The organism is Staphylococcus sp. FSL W8-0056 (assembly GCF_037963075.1).
In the GTDB taxonomy this organism is placed as follows: Bacteria; Bacillota; Bacilli; order Staphylococcales; family Staphylococcaceae; genus Staphylococcus; species Staphylococcus aureus.
The window spans coordinates 1,878,607-1,896,220 of sequence record NZ_CP150142.1 but is presented as its reverse complement, the minus strand read 5'-3'; the positions used below and the strand labels follow the sequence as shown (position 1 = coordinate 1,896,220).

Here is a 17,614-nt window from a genome sequence, read left to right as displayed (position 1 = left end):
ATAGGGAAATATTCCTTACTAAGTAACCAAGTCTAACAGTTAATATGAATTTGTTTTAGTAATGACCAATAGCAATTGAATAGGTCGCTGTGGCTCGAAAATAAAACAAATTATTAACGCAAAAATACTCCTTTCATACATAACACAAGTTAAGTGTCTATGTTGAAGGGAGTATTTTTTATGTTCAGAAATTTAATATTGTTAATTCAACGGAACTACTACATTATTACTGATTGTTAACGAATAACGTTGGAAACTTCTTGTTTCAAACAAAGCTCAATAAATTATGAAAGTGAATTGTACGCTTCAATTATTTCATCGGCTAAGCCATCGTCAACTTTAGCATATTCGCTTAAAAACGCTTTTAAACCGTGTTCTTTAATGTAATTATTTTTCTCAACAGTTTCTTGGTCTGCTGTATCATCATACTTCAATAACAATGCAGCTGTATTTAATAAACCAGTGCGTTCTAAATCTTTATTATAAAGATATGTTAATGGTTTTATAATTCTATCTTTAGGGCCAATTTTACGTAACGTACCTCGTCCGACACGTGTCACTTCATCAGATAAATAAGAATTGTTGAAACGGTCTATTATTTTTTCAACATAACCAGCTTGTTCCGCTTCAGTAAAATCAAATTCATTAGTAATATATTGACTTGTTTCAGCTAAAACACGGCGTAAGCCAGCTTCAATTGAACTATCTTTTACAGCGTCTAATACGGTAGCTTTACCTGCAAATTTACCAGCATACGCTAAATATGCATGTCCTGTATTCACAGTTAATAATTTACGCTCAATATATGGTGTTAAATCATCAACATATTTAATATGGTTTAGTTCTGGACCATACCATGCATCTTTTTCAACAACCCATTCGTAAAATGGCTCAACCATAACGTCTAATATATTTTCATTCTTTTGTAATGGTACAATTCTATCAACTGCTGAGTTAGCAAAATGAATATTGTTACCAAGAGGGCCAGTAATATCAAGTACTGCTTTTTTCAATGTATCAGTTGCCATAATAGCATTCTCACAAGCAACAATATTAACATGGTTTGTTTTTTCTTTTAAGAAAGGCGCAAAAGATTTAGCAATAATAGGTAGTATGTTAACACCAACAGCTGTTGTAATAATATCAGCTTCTAGAATTGCTTGTTTCAACGCTTCAGAAGGTTGCATTGAATTAATTGCATCAACATTATTCACGCGCGTCGTTGTTTTAGACTCATCAGCTAAAATAACATCGTATTGATGATCATGAGCTAAAGCATTAATGATTTCTTCATTGACGTCTGCAAATGTTACTTTAACATTGTTGTCTGCAAGAATATAACCAATGAAACCACGACCTATGTTACCAGCACCAAAGTGAACTGCTTTCATTATGCATCTGCCTCCTCGAATACTTGTTTAATTTCTTCTGCAGATTTTGCTTGAACGATACGATCCACATTTTCTTCTTCGCTAAATGTAATTGCAATTTTAGATAACAAGTCTAAATGTTCGCCATCTTTACCAGCGATTCCCACTACAACTTTAACTACTTCGCCATCCCAGTCAACGCCTTCAGGGATTTGTAATAATGTTAAACCTGAGTGAATCACATTTGTTTTAGCTTCATCTGTGCCATGAGGAATTGCTAAGCCATTTCCCATAAATGTTGATACAACTTGCTCACGATCTTTCATTGCTTGAATATAAGCATCTGTTACAGCACCACTATCAACTAAGGCTTTACCTGCTTTTTCAATTGCTTCATTTTGGCTGTTAACATTTACATTTAAAAAGATATTGTCATTACTAAATAATTCGCTCATTTTGTACACTCCTAAATAAATTGTTTTTTAATTCGTTCTAAAAATTTGTTTCTTAATAATGTTTCAAGTTCCTGTGGATTTTCCATAAAAGTATCAATAGATTCTAATTTCAAACTTAAAAATTCGGACAAGTCACTTACCAGTGATGCCATAAAATCATTGTCAGGAATAAACATGGAAATCATATATTTAATTGTTTGATTGTCATTTTGAATACTAGGCAATGTTAACGGTTCTTCTAAAACTGTGATTAGAATCATAGGGTGTTTAATCATATTGTCTCTTAGGTGTGGTATTGCAACAGGATATGGACTTAATATCCATCCTGGATTGTCAATCAATCGTTGCTCTAGTAGTTCAGCGAATGACGTTGGATCGTTTATTACATCGCATTGATATAGATAATCTGCGATATATGTTTGCCACTGTTTAACTTCGGTACTAACTATTTTCACTGAATCAAGCAAAGTTAAACCCGAACGCATATGATGCAATAATTGTTCTGATTTTTCGTCACTTAAATGTTTTTCGAAAACTGAAGTTAAGTATGAAGTTTGTTCATTTTCAAAAGATGTGTTGCCATCAACATCTTTCGTTTCAACATGAACATCATCCTTATCAATCATGTTTGATGATTTATCATGCGTCTCTTGGAACGTAGACTTTGTATTTAAAAACTGTGCGACATAACTGATATCACTATCTGGTAATAATGGGTTTACCGTTAAATAGGGGGAGTCGATGTCTAAATTCACAGTAGAAATAATGCCATCATATTGACTTAAATCTAGTGACTTCAAATCGCTGACTGATGCTTGTGTAATACGCTCAATCTCACTAAAAACTTGCTCTAGACGAGTTGATAATAGACGACTAGTTCCCATACCACTGCTGCAAACGACTAATATGTTTAAAAATCGATTACCTTGGTTTTTAATCGAGCCACCAAAGTGTAAAACTATAAAAGCAATTTCACTCTCTGGAAAAATCAAATCAGGCCAACAATCATTTAAAGCTAATCTTACATTTTCAAATAGTCTTGGATATTTGAACTTAATCATGTCTGTTAACGGATTATAGGTCTCGATATTAGCTTGCAAACGATTGATTGCAGGATTAAGGTGTAGCGTCAGTCCATCTACTAAAGTATCCAAATCTGCAAATGTCATACCGGAAATCATTTCTACTTTGTTAACAAACGCTTTAATTTTGTTTTCTTCACAACGATTATTTAATGATGTATCATTAAGATTTTTTCGTTTAGCTCCACGTAAATGGATAGTAATGAAAGCAATTTCTGCCTGATTAAACGTGACGTCATATATTTGACCAAGTTTATCAGCAAGTTCGCTTGCTACTTTGTGTTCAAATGTGTTTTGTACAGAATCATAAATATCATCGTTTAATGCGACATACTCTCCATTTTTTATACGTGAAATGGATAGCACGATATGGACAGTTAAAGTTAAATAACTTGATTCGGTAAGTTGGTAGGGTAAGGCACTTAGGTAGTCCATTAATAGTCTTTCAACATTAAAAATGCGCTCTAAGTCAACAAAGTCTTTGTGGATTTGATTTAATGAATGAAAGACAAAATGATTTTCAATTACTGAATAAACGCTAGTACTATTTAAGTTATTCACCATTAATTGACTTAAAAATTCACGTTTCTTTGATTCAGTACCTACCAAGTAAATGCCTTCGCCACGCTTTCGAGATAAAGATAGTTGGTACTTATTTAAATCAAGCTCTAAATCATCTAACATCTTTGCTAAAGTCTGGACAGAAACGCCAATTTCTTGCGCTAAACTATATTGTTTAACTGGCTCCTTGGCTTGTATCAAAGCGTATATAATAATTACTTTCTGCTCTTCAACAGATAAGTCAATGGTTTGATGTTGTGCAATCGATTGCTTCAAATCGTTTAAATCAGAATCTGCGCCAGCAATGCGTAGCCCTTTTTTGTTTGCGCGTTCTAAAGTTAATGAAAATGAAGTTAAATATGCTTCAACACCTTTTAATTCACGGTGAATAGTACGAGAGGACACCGCAAGTTGCTGAGCAATGTCGTGTATAGTGATATATTGACTGTGGTACTTAATCAATAGGGCTATCATTTCTTTTTCACGTGTACTCAATAACATGGCGGTATCCTCCATTTTTTAATTTATTTAATTATTATGCTTGATCATCTTTTTTTAGATTATTTAAAAGTTCTTCATATCTTGGTGAATTAAGGAAATTATCCACTGAAATATGGATGGCATTTGGTGTTTGTTTAATAGCACGATCAGTTAGTTTTTTCTGAGTGATAACTAATTGAGCATCTTTTGGCAATTGATTAATCGCAGTATTTGTAACTGTAATATCATTAATGCCCGCCTTTTTAAATTTATTACGTAACATGCTTGCACCCATTGCACTAGAACCCATACCCGCATCGCAGGCAAAAATAACATGATTTATATTATTGTAATTGTGTGCATCAACATCTTCAGTGTTGTAATTATCCAATAGCGCTTCAGGATCATCATCTGATGAAGATGTTTCACTAACATTACCACTAGCATTTTCTTCTGTATTAACATTTTTATCAGAAGATACTAACTTAGAAGCAACGCTTGATTTTTTCCCTTTAGTATTTTCCATTTGAGCTGTCGCAGCTTCTAAATCCTGCTTTGGTTCTCTAGTGAACTTCATAATTAAAGCAGCTACAACGAATGATACAAGTGCAGCAAGGAAGACACCGAGCAACATGTGCAAGAATTCACCTCTAGGTGCATTTAAACAGTAAACTATAAATGAACCTGGTGACGCGGGACTTTTAAATCCAAATCCTGTTGCTTGATAAGTTGCAACACCAGTCATTCCACCTAAAATAACAGCGATAAATAATAAAGGACGCATTAATACATATGGGAAATAAATTTCATGAATACCACCTAAGAAGTGGATAATTCCAGCACCATATGACGTTGCTTTTGCAGTGCCTTTTCCAAAAATCATATAAGCAAGTAAGATACCTAAACCTGGTCCAGGGTTAGATTCAATTGTGTATAAAATTGATTGACCAGCTTTTGCAGCTTGATCTGCACCAAGCGGTGTGAATACACCATGGTTAATCGCATTGTTTAAAAATACAATTTTTGCAGGCTCTACTAAAATACTTACAAGTGGAAGTAGGTGTGCATGTACTAATGCTTCAACTGCCACTGATAAAATATGCATAATAAATTTCATAAGTGGTGCTAAAATTTTAAATCCTGCAATCGTCATGATAAATCCTAAAATACCAGCAGAAAAGTTATTAAATAACATTTCAAAACCTTGTGGCGTTCTAGGTTGAATCAATTGGTCGGTCTTCTTCATTAACCAACCAACAAGTGGACCCATAATCATTGCACCAAGTAACATTGGTGTATCAGGTAATGCAACGATGACCCCCATAGTTGCTGTTGCTGCGATGATACCACCACGTAAATCATAAATTAAACGACCACCACTAAATGCGATCAATAATGGGATTAAATAAGTAATCATTGGTCCTGCTAAAGTAGCTAAATCTTTGTTAGGTAACCATCCATTATCTATAAAAATGGCCGCGATGAAACCCCAAGCGATGAATGCACCAATGTTTGGCATAATCATACTACTCAAAAATGATCCGAATGCTTGAACGCGACGACCAATTCCTTTTTTCTCTTCAGTTTGCGACATATTTACACCTCTTTTTTAATATATGTGACTATATATAGTGTATAGAGACGTTACTTGTTACTCAATATAAACAAAAATCAACTTTGTCAAAATAAATGTGACAAAATTAAATAAAGTGTCATCAATGTGACAGTATAGATATTTTGAAAAAGTAAAACAAAAAAATTGTTTTAGGATTTTTAAAATTTTATTGTGAAAATATTTGCAAAACAAAACAACACCGTTGTACAATAATGATTAATGGAAAGGGGGAAAGTTCGGCAGTACAGTTAAAGCGCCTGTGCAAATAAATATTTGTATTTGAAGATTAAAGGTTAATATATGAGTGGCCTTTATAGAGTGCAATATATGTATTTGTAGACGAGGAGGATAGTGATCGAATAGATCGGCGGATGCTATCCCGGATGTGGCTCATTCGTTAGCTTATTAAGTAAAACATTAGGGTGACTTAATGGACAAAGTTAATAAGATCGCCAGAAATTGAATATAAAAAATATTAATATGGAAAGTACAGTGTGAGCAATTTGTATAGTTGTAAAAATAACTATGCTTAATTTGTTATGGATGAATGCGATAATAGCATGTTCCTATTTATATTATGAAAGCAGATTGTCAATCTAAATTATCGGCAATAAATCATAATTTACGCGTACTATTCCAATATGGAGGAAAATGTCGTTATGTGTGGAATTGTTGGTTATATTGGCTATGATAATGCCAAAGAATTATTATTAAAAGGTTTAGAAAAATTAGAATACAGAGGTTATGACTCTGCAGGTATCGCGGTAGTAAATGATGATAATACAACTGTATTTAAAGAAAAAGGTCGTATTGCAGAATTACGTAAAGTTGCTGATAGTAGCGATTTTGATGGACCTGTTGGAATCGGTCACACACGTTGGGCAACACACGGTGTACCGAATCATGAAAACTCTCATCCACATCAATCATCAAATGGCCGTTTTACTCTAGTTCATAACGGTGTTATTGAAAACTATGAAGAGTTAAAAGGTGAATACTTACAAGGTGTATCATTCATTTCAGAAACAGATACAGAAGTTATCGTTCAATTAGTTGAATACTTTTCAAATCAAGGACTTTCAACTGAAGAAGCATTTACAAAAGTTGTGTCATTATTACATGGTTCATATGCATTAGGTTTATTAGATGCTGAAGACAAAGACACAATCTATGTTGCTAAAAATAAATCACCATTATTATTAGGTGTTGGTGAAGGTTTCAATGTTATCGCATCAGACGCACTTGCAATGTTACAAGTGACAAGCGAATATAAAGAAATCCATGACCATGAAATCGTTATTGTTAAAAAAGATGAAGTTATTATTAAAGATGCAGATGGAAACGTTGTAGAACGTGATTCATATATTGCTGAAATTGATGCATCAGATGCTGAAAAAGGTGTTTATGCACACTACATGTTAAAAGAAATTCATGAACAACCAGCAGTAATGCGTCGTATTATTCAAGAATATCAAGATGCAGAAGGTAACTTGAAAATTGATCAAGACATCATCAATGATGTTAAAGAAGCAGACCGCATTTACGTTATTGCAGCAGGTACAAGCTACCATGCAGGTTTAGTAGGTAAAGAATTTTTAGAAAAATGGGCTGGCGTACCAACTGAAGTACACGTTGCATCAGAGTTTGTCTACAACATGCCATTATTATCTGAAAAACCATTGTTCGTTTATATTTCTCAATCAGGTGAAACAGCAGATAGCCGTGCAGTATTAGTTGAAACTAATAAATTAGGTCATAAATCATTAACAATCACTAATGTTGCAGGTTCAACTTTATCACGTGAAGCAGACCACACATTGTTATTACATGCGGGTCCTGAAATCGCAGTTGCATCTACAAAAGCATATACTGCACAAATTGCAGTATTATCAATCTTGTCTCAAATCGTTGCAAAAGAGCACGGTCGTGAAGCAGATATTGATTTATTGAGAGAATTAGCAAAAGTAACAACAGCAATAGAAGCAATTGTTGACGATGCACCAATTATGGAACAAATTGCAACAGATTTCTTAGAAACAACACGCAATGCATTCTTTATCGGACGTACTATTGACTATAACGTAAGTTTAGAAGGTGCGTTAAAACTTAAAGAAATTTCTTACATTCAAGCAGAAGGTTTTGCTGGTGGCGAACTTAAACATGGTACGATTGCATTAATCGAAGATGGCACACCAGTTGTTGCTTTAGCAACTCAAGAAAACGTTAATTTATCAATTCGTGGTAACGTTAAAGAAGTAGTAGCACGTGGTGCACATCCATGTATTATTTCTATGGAGGGTCTTGAAAAAGAAGGCGACACTTATGTCATTCCTCATGTACATGAATTATTGACACCATTAGTTTCAGTAGTTGCATTACAATTGATTTCATATTATGCAGCATTACACAGAGATTTAGATGTGGATAAACCACGTAACCTTGCTAAATCAGTTACTGTAGAATAATTCACTTTTTTAGAATCAATCATGTATTAAAATTAAAGTATATGGCACCCTTTTAGATTAATCGACTAGAAGGGTGCTTTTTTAGGTCGACTTAGCTTTTACTTCATCTTAATTTGGCAGAAATGCGTAAAAAGGAAGTGTTTTATTTATTTAAATAGTCTGACAATTAAGGGTGTTATGTTAATATGATTTTATGAGAAGTATGGAGTAGCAATAAAGGGGTGACCTCGCATGTTAATTCAATTAGATCAAATTGGGCGAATGAAGCAAGGAAAAACAATTTTAAAAAATATTTCTTGGCAAATTGCTAAAGGTGATAAATGGATATTATATGGGTTGAATGGTGCTGGTAAGACAACGCTATTAAATATATTAAATGCATATGAGCCTGCGACAACTGGCGGTGTTAATCTATTTGGTAAAATGCCAGGCAAGGTAGGGTATTCTGCAGAGACTGTACGACAACATATAGGTTTTGTATCTCATAGTTTACTGGAAAAGTTTCAAGAGGGTGAAAGAGTAATCGATGTGGTGATAAGCGGTGCTTTTAAATCAATTGGTGTTTATCAAGATATTGATGATGAGGTACGTAATGAAGCACATCATTTACTTAAATTAGTTGGAATATCTGCTAAAGCGCAACAATATATTGGTTATTTATCTACAGGTGAAAAACAACGAGTGATGATTGCACGAGCTTTAATGGGGCAACCTCAGGTTTTAATTTTAGATGAGCCAGCAGCTGGTTTAGACTTTATTGCTCGTGAGTCACTATTGAATATACTTGACTCATTGTCAGATTCATATCCAACGCTTGCGATGATTTATGTGACGCACTTTATTGAAGAAATTACTGGTAACTTTACTAAAATTTTGCTATTAAAAGATGGGGAAAGTGTACAACAAGGATTAATAGATGATATTTTGACATCTGAAAACATGTCACGATTTTTCCAGAAAAATGTAGCAGTTCAAAGATGGAATAATCGATTTTCTATGGCAATGTTAGAGTAAATATTTTGCAAATAATAAGTAATAATGACAAAATTTAATTAAGATAAAATGGACAGTGGAGGGCAATATGGATAACGTAAAAGCAATATTTTTGGACATGGATGGAACAATTTTACATGAAAATAATCAAGCATCAACGTATACGAAAGATGTCATTAATCAATTGAGAGAGAAAGGATATAAAGTATTTTTGGCAACAGGACGTTCGCATTCTGAAATACATCAACTTGTACCTCAAGATTTTGCGGTTAATGGCATCATTAGTTCAAATGGAACAATTGGAGAAGTAGATGGAGAAATTATCTTCAAGCATGGTTTATCATTGGCTCAAGTGCAACAAATTACTAATTTAGCTAAGCGCCAACAAATTTATTATGAGGTATTTCCTTTTGAAGGTAATAGAGTTTCTTTAAAAGAAGATGAAACATGGATGCGAGATATGATTCGTAGTCAAGATCCTATTAATGGCGTAAGTCATAGTGAATGGTCTTCAAGACAAGATGCGCTTGCTGGTAAGATAGATTGGGTAACTAAGTTTCCTGAAGGTGAATATTCAAAAATTTATCTATTCAGTTCTAATTTAGAAAAAATAACAGCATTTAGAGATGAATTAAAGCAAAATCATGTGCAACTACAGATTAGTGTTTCAAATTCATCAAGATTTAATGCGGAAACAATGGCTTATCAAACTGATAAAGGTACAGGCATTAAAGAAATGATTGCACATTTTGGTATTCATCAAGAAGAAACGTTAGTTATTGGAGATAGCGACAATGATAGAGCAATGTTTGAATTTGGTCATTATACAGTTGCTATGAAAAATGCACGCCCTGAAATCCAAGCATTAACTTCAGATGTAACGGCATACACGAATGAAGAGGATGGCGCAGCAAAATATTTAGCAAAGCATTTTTTAGCTGATTAATAAAATAGGTAGTTATTTATTATTTAATTTACAATAGTTGATGAGTAATGTACAAAGAGCAGTAAAGTTATTTTCTATTAGAAAATGTCTTACTGCTCCTTTGTATGCTAGTAATCCAGATACTAGTGTTACTTCTTCTTTTTGTCTTTCTTCTCCATATATGGAATGAAGAAAATCACAAATAGGGCACAGAGTATAGCTACAATTGAACCGTATGTCATATTAGCATCACCTTTTATATGGTTTATGCATTTAAGTATACTATAACAACTACCGTTATTTTAAGTAGGGGTGTATTTGCGTTAGAGCCCCTAACAACTCCAAAATCGCATTTGTGATTTTGGGATAATCAAACATTTCATTCCATAAGTAAGATATGTTTCACTTTATATGAGTTTTTTACATTCACATTCTGTAGTGGTTGTAAGAAAATTTTTTCTTTCTCTTAGGCAGTAATAGGCAATTTACCTGTACTAGTATGAACTTAGTAGTTAAATCGTTCATTAAGATTAAAAAAACTTAGGAATCTCTTCCAAATGCAATTCGTCTTGGTAAGCATTAATTTCATCTAATATTTTTGTTATTGATTCAACTTTATCTTTTTCTAGGGAGGCCGGAAATACAAGGTTTTACTTGAAATTTAAAACCATCAGCGAATTATTTAAATCTACGATTTATTCGACCACTTGTACTTTCTTTTCTTGGCTTATACATGACTATTTTCAAGTTATCCGTTACAAGTTCATTATATACACCTTCTATTAGCTCAAACGATTGTGTTAATGAATTAAATAAGGCATCACTTGATTTACTCATTGTTATGCATGATTATAAAACGAGAATAATAAAGTAGTAGCACACCTATATATAGTGGAATCCTTTGATTATCTTTCGTTTTAAAGTTAATGCTTTCTTTCCAGTCAAACTGTGCTTGATGATCAGGTTTTGTCTCGAATCTTGTTGTATCTTTAGGCGACATCTATTGATAACATTTCATAATATAAGGAGTAAATTCATCATGTTTAAGTATATAAGCTCTAAATGTATAATATGCACAGGTTAATCCATGTTTTTCCTTCGAATATTGCCAAAGTATACGCTTATAGTAAAATTTTTGTTCACTAGTGTCTGAAAGTAATTTTTCGAGGATAGGATAATACTTATCAATAATAGACTGACGATTTCTCTTTCAAAGTTTTCATTTTTCAATGTCTATTTTGAAGGGAGCATATCAGCCGAAAAGGTTGGTGCTCTTCTTTATCAGAGAATAAAAAATGAGAAATTAAATTTTTATATGATGAACAAACGATAACAGGGGAAGAAATAGCTAGTTAGACAAGGGTATGTCACTCAACTGTTTATCGAGTTGATTAAGAAATGAAAAAACTTATACTATGAATTACTGTTTAAAAGTGTGCATGTTATAATATTTATTGAGCAAGTTGGATAGATGGTGGCTAATCTCTTAATAAAGGGGTGATGCCTATGGTTATAGTTGTTACTCCTAGAAAGGACTAGCATGTCTGATTTTGAAATGCTGATGGTTGTATTAACAATCATTGGTTTAGTATTGATTAGTACTCAAGACCATAAAAAATAACCTTCTATTCGCTTTGACCGGCATTTTGAAGGCTATTTTTAAATAAAATATAAGGTCACCGTCTTTTTAACGGGCTCATTAGGGTAACATGTTTCCGAGTGTTGCCCTTTTTGTGTTTCAAGAGTTAAAGATTTTCATCTTTTGCTTCTACTTACTACAAATATATTTTAACACATTTTTCTTATGAATTGTAGTTCTGAACATAATCAGAATTAATAAAACCAACTTTCCATACAGCAGAAAATACAATTAAAAGTATAGAATGTAATCACGAATTATATAAAAAGTATTGGAGACCTCTTCATATATAGATAATTCACTTAGTTATTTTAGAAAGAAGCCCCTAACAACTAAAGTTGAAAAGTAGGAGCGCCTGCGCTAAGCGCATGCATAAGAGCCCCTAACAACTAAAGTTGTAAGGGGCTCCAAAATTTATTTTGGTTGATTGTCTTCTGGTTTATCTGAAGTCATCGTTTTTGTTGTATTATCATTTAATGAATCTTGTGCTTTTTCTGTTTTTGTTTCAACAGATGTTGTCACTTTACCATTTTCTACTTTTGTATTTTTTGGTTCAGTGACAACTTTTTTATCCTTGTCAGCTGTTTTTACTTTATCTTTAGTAATTTTTTGACCACGTTTTAAGTAATATTGAACGATACCCATTAAAATGATTGCATGAATAACAACGAATAAAATGATTGTCATTACTGTATAAACTCTTATGATATTTTCTGCAACACTTTGAGAGAGTGATTGCGTATTAAATGAAATCAAGTAACCAACAGGTGTTTTAAATAAAATAATAATTAAGTTTAATAATAGTATTCCAATGAAAAATTTGAAAAATGTTTTTTGACCATTTTTCATTGCTTTAAATCCATTAGCTAAGTGTGTTTTTACTTTATCGTTAGTTGATTCAACGAAACTAGTCATAAAGTTGAAAATAGGTATTAACAATAACCAAGTAATAATTGCTTTAATCAATAAAACAACAATGATTATGATGCTTTGAGTTGTAATAGCAATACCAATCAGGTGTGTACTATCTGCATATGATGATTGTACTGAATTCATAATCATTTCTGATACTGGAGAAAATAATTTGTATAGTAATGATGTCAGAAGTGAAAGAACGATAATCATTGCTATAGATACAAGACCGATCAGAACGCTCTTTAAATAATTACCTTTTTTAAATGCAATAAATAAATCGGTAAATTTTACTTTTTCATGACTCATTGCCCGTTTCATAACATTTGTAATTCCGATAAAAATTTGAACTAAAACAAACAGTGAAACTACAGCTGCTATAAGTAATACAGCGATAACTTTTAAATATGCATCTACTGGTGGTTTTTGCCCAAATTGTGAATAAATTGCAATAGTTTGTGCATACTTAGCAAGCTGGAAATTAGCAAGTAAATATACAACTGCAATTACAGCAAATGCTATAAGTGCATATATCAATGTTATTAATAATTGTGGTTTAGCATTTTTAAATGCTGATTTAAAGTAAGTAAACAAAGTGGTGCCTCCTTTTCTTCATATAAATACAATAACAAAAAACACGTTATTTTCATATTAATATCTAATAAAAATTAATTAAAGTGACTAAAGTTAGAGAATTATAATAGTAAATTGTCAAAAATATGACTAATGTAAGAAATAATAGTTGAAAATTTGTTAATAAACATTGCATCATCAAAGACCAAACAAGTCGCCATAAAGACATAAAAAACCTACTGCCATTGAAAAGTTTAATCGATGCAATGGCAGTAGGTTAAAATTATTAATGTACATGCGCGTGATGATGAGCATGATGGTTATGTGAATGACTATGTGTTCCTGAACATATAATCGATTCATCATGTTTGTGATTAGGCGTTTCTAATTGAATAGTCATATGGTGAATATTTAAATGTAATAAATCATGCTCAATGTTTTCTAATAATAATTCACATTCTTTCATTGTCAATGTATGGTCTACAACAACATGACAACTCAATGCATTCATATCATTTGAAATTGTCCAAACATGGCAATCATGCACACTTTGTATTCGTGAATCCTTTTTAATAGTAGTTATAACTTCATCTATATCAACATCACTTGGTGTGCCTTCCATTAAAATGTTAATTGAAGATTTTGTGATACCCCAAGCACTTTTTAAAATAATAACGGAAACTAAAATACTTGCGATAGGATCGGCGATTGTCCATCCAAATGCCCAAATTAAAATAGCTGCAGTAATGGCGCCAACTGAACCTAATAAGTCTCCGATAACATGTAGAAAAGCACCACGCATATTTAAATTGTGTGAAGTGTCGCCGCCTTTAAACATAAAGAATGCAACAACGATATTGACAATTAAACCGATAATACTAATGATTAACATTTCTTTTGATTGAACTTCAGAAGGAACAAAGAAACGTTTAATCGCTTCAAAAACAATCAAAATACTTATTACAAAAAGCGTTACACCGTTAAATAACGCTGCGAGTACTTCGAAACGTTTATAACCAAATGTTTTTGTAGTTGTGGCATTCTTTTCAGCATAAATAAATGCGACAAGTGCAACACCTAATGAGAATGTGTCGCTAAACATATGGATACCGTCAGATAGTAATGCCAAGCTGTTAGCAAGGAGACCGCCGATGATTTCGATAAACATATATAGACCGATTATTAAAAACGATATAAACAATACTTTCTTATTATTTGTAGTTACATGACTATGCATATGGTCATGATGATGTGAATGAGACATATTATAACCCACTTTCTTTAGGATGATTCGCGTGATGTATGGCTTGCTTTAACATAGTTGCTACGTGGATGTCATCTAATGAATAAATCATTGATTGGCCTTGTCGTTTTGCTTTCACAAGATGCACACTTTTAAGTAATTTTAATTGGTGCGAGACATTTGATTGAGATAAATTCAATTGATGTGAAATGTGACCAACACTTGCTTCACTGACTGATAACAATTCCATGATACGTATTCGATTGTAATCGCCTAATGCCTTGAAAATTTCAGTTACGCGTTCTAATGTATCTGTATTTATTTCTGAATATTGTTCTGACATTATATGACAATCCTTTCATATGAATATTTGTTCATATATTAATTTAATACGTTCCCAGTAGTATGTCAATTGATTTTTATAGTTGTAACAAGTTTTACATATCTCATAAAGTGGTATGGCATAGAGAATAATAAATAGGAGAGTGTTGTAAATGAATATTTTGGTTATAGGTGCTAATGGCGGTGTAGGTTCGTTACTAGTGCAACAATTAGCAAAAGAAAATGTACCATTTACTGCTGGTGTTAGGCAATCAGATCAACTTAATGCGTTAAAATCACAAGGTATGAAAGCAATTCTTGTTGATGTTGAAAATGATTCAATAGAGACTTTAACTGAGACGTTTAAACCATTCGATAAAGTTATCTTTTCAGTAGGTTCTGGAGGGAACACGGGTGCAGATAAAACAATTATTGTCGATTTAGATGGTGCTGTTAAATCAATGATTGCGAGTAAAGAGGCTAATATTAAACACTATGTCATGGTTTCAACATATGATTCGAGACGTCAGGCTTTTGATGATAGCGGTGATTTAAAGCCATATACAATAGCTAAACATTACGCTGATGACTATTTAAGACGTTCAGGTTTGAATTATACAATTTTACATCCAGGGGCACTTACAAATGCAGCAGGATCTGGAAAGATAGAAGCTGCACAATATTTTGATGGTAAAGGTGAAATTCCTAGAGAAGATGTTGCGACAGTATTAAAAGAAATTGTCACATCCAATCATTTTAATCACCAAGAGTTTCAAATTATTAGTGGTGAGCAGGACATTAAAGATGCTTTAACTCAATTTGAAATTGAAAAGGATTAATAAGGATAGTAAATATGATTTGAAGCGGGTTACGTTTTCGTAACTCGTTATTTTTTTGAAAATGATGAATTATAAGTATGAATAAGTACGTATTGTCTATGCATTTTACAAAGAATTTGAACAATGTATGGCACAACTATTAAAGTTGTTTATTAATTGGTATAATGGGCGAGTAAATTTAAAGGGAAATGTGTACAAATGTAAGAGAGAGATAATCTCTATGCTATTAATTTTTAAAAATGTTAAAGTACTGTAAATTTAAGTGAAGCGCTTTAATTGGCAGTACTGCAATGTTAGTAAATATGGTACAATCACTAATAGTTAATTTGAAATGTGGAAGTTTATAATACGATGTAAATGAGAACAAAATCAAAATATAATGGAACAACAACATCAGAGTTCTATTGCTTACTTAATCACAATGGAGGTGCAACAATGCCATTATTTTTACAACCAATTTTAAAAACAAAATTATGGGGCGGTCAACGTCTAAGTGAGTTTGGATATCAATTAGACAATGATACAACTGGGGAATGTTGGTGTGTGTCAGCACATCCAAATGGTACGAGCGAGATTATTAATGGACCATATCAAGGTCAAACATTAGACCGTATTTGGTCAGAACATCGTGAATTGTTTGGTGATTTCCCAAGCAAAGATTTTCCGCTTCTAACTAAAATAGTGGATGCAAGAGAATCACTTTCTATTCATGTGCACCCTGATAATTCTTATGCTTATGAGCATGAAAACGGGCAATATGGCAAATCTGAATGTTGGTATATTATAGATGCAGAAGAAGATGCAGAAATAGTTATAGGGACATTAGCAGAGTCTAGAGAAGAAGTTGCGAATCATGTTCAACACGGAACGATAGAGTCGATACTTAGATATATTAAAGTAAAACCTGGAGAATTCTATTTTATTCCAGCAGGAACAGTACATACTATTTCTTCAGGAATATTAGCATACGAAACGATGCAATCGTCAGACATTACATATAGACTTTATGATTTCAATCGTCAAGATAATCAATATAATGATAGACCGTTAAATATTGAAAAAGCTTTAGACGTTATTCAGTACAATGCACCATTACCTAATATTTTGCCTGAAAGTGAAATTATTGAAAACCATAAGTGTACACACATTGTATCGAATGATTTCTTTACATTGGTTAAATGGGAAATTTCTGGCACGTTAAATTATATGAAGCCTAGAGAGTTCTGTTTAGTTACAGTGTTGGAAGGTGAAGGACAAATGATTGTCGATGGTGAAATTTTCAAACTGACTACTGGTACAAACTTTATTTTGACTTCTGAAGATTTGGATAGTGTCTTTGAAGGCGATTTCACATTGATGATTAGCTATGTGTAATAGTGTAATAACAATTTAGGAGTGAATGATTTGAAGCAATTTCTATATATTGCGTTAGTATGTGGTGTGATAGCAGGTCTTGGTGCTTTCTTACATATACCGCAGTATCCGAGCATGACAATTCCACGTATAGTAGCTATTTTAGGAATTATCAGTGCTATGTTGACTTTTAAAGACAAGCAAATCAGCGCCTCATTAAAGTTTAGCGCATTGTTAATTAATGTGCTGCCATTATGCGGTACCTTTGTAGCTTCAAATTAATTGTCGATAGCGCGTTTGAATAAAGTACAGTGCATTAACAGAAGAAATATGATCGTGTTAATGACATTGATGAAAATAAAGCACATCAACATAACCTCTCACTTGCATAGTAGTGAGGGGGTTTTTGTTGGTTTATATAAAATGAAGTAATTAATATTTAATGAAAATTAAGACATGATAAAATTCTAACGGCAGTATAGATATTTAAAAATGTGTATCAATGGCGCTATAGAGATAAGCAAGCATAGTGGTATCATATATAAATTTGTAATTTTTATTGCATAGTGTATGCAAGCATGTTTTTTATATGCAAAATAGGTAGCTAAATATGTTAAACTGTCTGTAACAATTTTTATCATTAAGACAGATATAATAAATAAAATATAGAAAACTGATTAAAAGGTATACAGTTGCTCGTATGTGTGTCCAACTGTATTTAGAGTCGCACTTGTTGTAAAGCAAAATAGTTCGACTTACTTAGAAGTGAAAACGATAAGGGTCTGGGA

Annotated in this window: 15 protein-coding genes and 2 pseudogenes; 8 read left to right on the top strand and 9 right to left on the bottom strand. The window is 32.6% G+C overall.

Going from position 1 to position 17,614, the window contains the following annotated elements:
- Positions 1-284: 284 nt before the first annotated feature.
- From NSS86_RS09660 to NSS86_RS09645, 4 genes are read right to left on the bottom strand one after another with little or no spacing between them, the layout of a single operon-like run.
- Positions 285-1,391, bottom strand: a complete 1,107-nt coding sequence (locus NSS86_RS09660) for a mannitol-1-phosphate 5-dehydrogenase (RefSeq protein WP_000648723.1) — start codon at positions 1,389-1,391, stop codon at positions 285-287.
- Positions 1,391-1,825 (bottom strand): PTS sugar transporter subunit IIA, encoded by a 435-nt coding sequence (locus NSS86_RS09655; protein WP_001292149.1) that lies wholly within the window; start codon positions 1,823-1,825, stop codon positions 1,391-1,393. Before NSS86_RS09655 ends, NSS86_RS09660 begins: the two co-directional genes overlap by 1 nt.
- Positions 1,826-1,836: 11 nt before the next feature.
- Positions 1,837-3,969, bottom strand: coding sequence for a BglG family transcription antiterminator (locus NSS86_RS09650; RefSeq protein WP_000927371.1), 2,133 nt, complete (start codon positions 3,967-3,969; stop codon positions 1,837-1,839).
- Between the two features lie 34 nt (positions 3,970-4,003).
- Positions 4,004-5,542 carry a PTS mannitol transporter subunit IICB gene (locus NSS86_RS09645; protein ID WP_000083807.1) on the bottom strand — a complete coding sequence of 513 codons (1,539 nt, stop codon included), beginning with the start codon at positions 5,540-5,542 and terminating at the stop codon, positions 4,004-4,006.
- A 680-nt stretch (positions 5,543-6,222) separates the two neighbouring features.
- Between NSS86_RS09645 and glmS the strand changes: the two genes are divergently transcribed.
- The 3 genes from glmS to NSS86_RS09630 all read left to right on the top strand — a co-directional run bounded on the left by glmS (position 6,223) and on the right by NSS86_RS09630 (position 9,967).
- Complete coding sequence (gene glmS / locus NSS86_RS09640; protein WP_000334463.1) at positions 6,223-8,028, top strand: glutamine--fructose-6-phosphate transaminase (isomerizing); 1,806 nt, start codon at positions 6,223-6,225, stop codon at positions 8,026-8,028.
- 231 nt (positions 8,029-8,259) lie between these two features.
- The gene (locus tag NSS86_RS09635; RefSeq protein ID WP_000908182.1) at positions 8,260-9,042 is read left to right on the top strand and encodes an ABC transporter ATP-binding protein; all 783 of its coding nucleotides are present in this window, start codon (positions 8,260-8,262) and stop codon (positions 9,040-9,042) included.
- Positions 9,043-9,109: 67 nt separating this feature from the next.
- Positions 9,110-9,967, top strand: coding sequence for a Cof-type HAD-IIB family hydrolase (locus tag NSS86_RS09630; protein WP_000370925.1), 858 nt, complete (start codon positions 9,110-9,112; stop codon positions 9,965-9,967).
- 657 nt (positions 9,968-10,624) lie between these two features.
- Here the strand turns inward: NSS86_RS09630 and NSS86_RS09625 are convergent.
- Entirely contained in the window at positions 10,625-10,783 is a 159-nt protein-coding gene (locus NSS86_RS09625; RefSeq protein ID WP_001792784.1) for a hypothetical protein, read from the bottom strand.
- 420 nt (positions 10,784-11,203) lie between these two features.
- Between NSS86_RS09625 and NSS86_RS09620 the strand changes: the two are divergent.
- Positions 11,204-11,302: pseudogene (locus NSS86_RS09620) on the top strand (resolvase); the annotation flags it as partial.
- A 160-nt stretch (positions 11,303-11,462) separates the two neighbouring features.
- Complete coding sequence (locus NSS86_RS09615) at positions 11,463-11,567, top strand: hypothetical protein (protein ID WP_001802298.1); 105 nt, start codon at positions 11,463-11,465, stop codon at positions 11,565-11,567.
- A 38-nt stretch (positions 11,568-11,605) separates the two neighbouring features.
- Here the strand turns inward: NSS86_RS09615 and NSS86_RS09610 are convergent.
- The 4 genes and pseudogenes from NSS86_RS09610 to czrA form a co-directional block, all read right to left on the bottom strand.
- Positions 11,606-11,680 (bottom strand): annotated as a pseudogene (locus NSS86_RS09610) (hypothetical protein); the annotation flags it as partial.
- Positions 11,681-11,999: 319 nt separating this feature from the next.
- On the bottom strand, positions 12,000-13,091 hold the full coding sequence (locus NSS86_RS09605) for a hypothetical protein (protein WP_000495669.1): 1,092 nt from the start codon (positions 13,089-13,091) through the stop codon (positions 12,000-12,002).
- 265 nt (positions 13,092-13,356) lie between these two features.
- Positions 13,357-14,334 carry a CDF family zinc efflux transporter CzrB gene (czrB, locus tag NSS86_RS09600; protein ID WP_000019734.1) on the bottom strand — a complete coding sequence of 326 codons (978 nt, stop codon included), beginning with the start codon at positions 14,332-14,334 and terminating at the stop codon, positions 13,357-13,359.
- Between the two features lies 1 nt (position 14,335).
- Positions 14,336-14,656: a Zn(II)-responsive metalloregulatory transcriptional repressor CzrA gene (gene czrA, locus NSS86_RS09595; protein ID WP_000003759.1), complete on the bottom strand. Its 321-nt coding sequence runs from the start codon at positions 14,654-14,656 to the stop codon at positions 14,336-14,338.
- Between the two features lie 151 nt (positions 14,657-14,807).
- Between czrA and NSS86_RS09590 the strand changes: the two genes are divergently transcribed.
- From NSS86_RS09590 to NSS86_RS09580, 3 genes are all read left to right on the top strand, one after another.
- Positions 14,808-15,473 carry an SDR family oxidoreductase gene (locus NSS86_RS09590; protein WP_001024095.1) on the top strand — a complete coding sequence of 222 codons (666 nt, stop codon included), beginning with the start codon at positions 14,808-14,810 and terminating at the stop codon, positions 15,471-15,473.
- Positions 15,474-15,908: 435 nt separating this feature from the next.
- Positions 15,909-16,847 (top strand): type I phosphomannose isomerase catalytic subunit, encoded by a 939-nt coding sequence (locus NSS86_RS09585; RefSeq protein ID WP_001127960.1) that lies wholly within the window; start codon positions 15,909-15,911, stop codon positions 16,845-16,847.
- 30 nt (positions 16,848-16,877) lie between these two features.
- Complete coding sequence (locus NSS86_RS09580) at positions 16,878-17,108, top strand: hypothetical protein (protein ID WP_000808817.1); 231 nt, start codon at positions 16,878-16,880, stop codon at positions 17,106-17,108.
- Positions 17,109-17,614 lie beyond the last annotated feature (506 nt).